1 protein-coding gene is annotated in these 1,548 nt (G+C 61.8%); it reads left to right on the plus strand.

Annotation, left to right across the window (positions count from 1 at the left end; all coding sequences use genetic code 11):
- On the plus strand, positions 1-1,548 hold a 1,548-nt coding region (locus tag A1355_RS09130; RefSeq protein ID WP_197471762.1), incomplete at both ends, for an amino acid adenylation domain-containing protein.

Genomic DNA, 1,548 nt, shown 5'->3' on the forward strand with positions numbered 1-1,548 from the left:
CCATTCGTACTCAAGCACAAGCCCACCCGGACGCCAAAGCCCTGATTTGTGCAGGACAGGTTCTGAGTTACGCCGATTTGCAAAGCCAAAGTCAGCGGCTGGCGCATTATTTGTTGTCCGTCGGAGTGAAAGCGGGCGACGTGATTGGCCTGTGCCTGCCGCGCTCGGCGGACATGATCGTCGCCAGTCTGGCGGTGTGGCAGTGCGGCGCGGCGTTTCTGTCGTTGGATCCGGATTTTCCTGAGGAACGCTTGAGTTTTCTACTGGTCGATGGCGGGGTTAGTTGTCTGTTAAGCCTCAGTGCAGGACCATCCATCGCGCGCGCTCCCGCGGCGATTACGACGCTTGAGCTAGACCGGCTCGACCTGTCCGCCTACCCCGACACGCCGCCGGCGCTAGTGACGCATCCCGAGCAAACCGCGTATTTGATCTACACCTCCGGATCCACCGGCCAGCCTAAAGGCGTGGCGGTCAGCCACGGCGCGCTGGCCCGGCATTGCCAGGCCATGGCCGAGGTGTATGCCATGCAAGCCAGCGATGTCTGCCTGCATTTCGCCTCGTTCAGCTTCGACGCCGCCATCGAACAATGGGCGGTGCCGCTGGCATGCGGCGCGAATGTGGTCATCAGCGATCCATCCCTGTGGAGCGTCGAACAAACCTTGGCGGCGATCGAAAAGCATCGCATTACCCGTATCGACTTGCCACCGGCTTACCTGATCGAATTGGCCCGCCACCTCGACAATCCGGAACAAGCGCCCCCATTGACCAGCTGCACGGTCGGCGGCGAAGCGCTGCCGCGAGACGGACTGGCCTTGATTCAAAGCCGGCTGCGCCCGCAACGCCTGCTCAACGCTTACGGTCCGACCGAAGCCGTGATTACCCCGTTGGTTTGGGAAGCCGCCGCCGAATGCGACAGCGCCTATGCCCCGATCGGTAGCGTTATAAGTGACCGCAGCGCCTACATCCTTGATGCCGACCTCAACCCCGTACCCATCGGCGTAGCCGGCGAACTGTATATTGGCGGATCCGGCCTGGCCCAAGGTTACTGGCGCAAGCCGGGGCTGAGCGCCGAACGCTTCATGCCCGACCCGTTTGGCAGCCAAGCTGGCGCCAGACTCTATCGCACCGGCGATCGAGTCAGACGGCGGGCCGAGGGGGGCATCGACTACCTGGGTCGGCTGGACCAACAAATCAAATTGCGTGGCTACCGCATCGAACTGGGTGAAATCGAAGCCGCCTTGCTGGCGCAAACCGGCATCGACGAAGCCGTGGTTATCGCCTCCGAACACGGCCAATTGCTGGCCTATGTCGGGGCCGGTTCCGCAGGGGCTGAAGGCAACGAAACTCAACGTGCCGAAAGCCTGCGTCAAGCCCTGCAAACCCGGTTGCCGGATTACATGCTGCCTAGCCATATTCTGGTCTTGCCGAGGCTACCTAAGCTGCCCAGCGGCAAGCTGGATCGAAAAGCTTTGCCGACGCCAACCCAAAACGTAGGCACCCGCACTGCACCACGGAATGCTATCGAAAGCCAACTGGCGACGATCTGGC

The sequence above is a fragment of the Methylomonas koyamae genome (assembly GCF_001644025.1).
GTDB lineage: Bacteria > Pseudomonadota > Gammaproteobacteria > Methylococcales > Methylomonadaceae > Methylomonas > Methylomonas koyamae_A.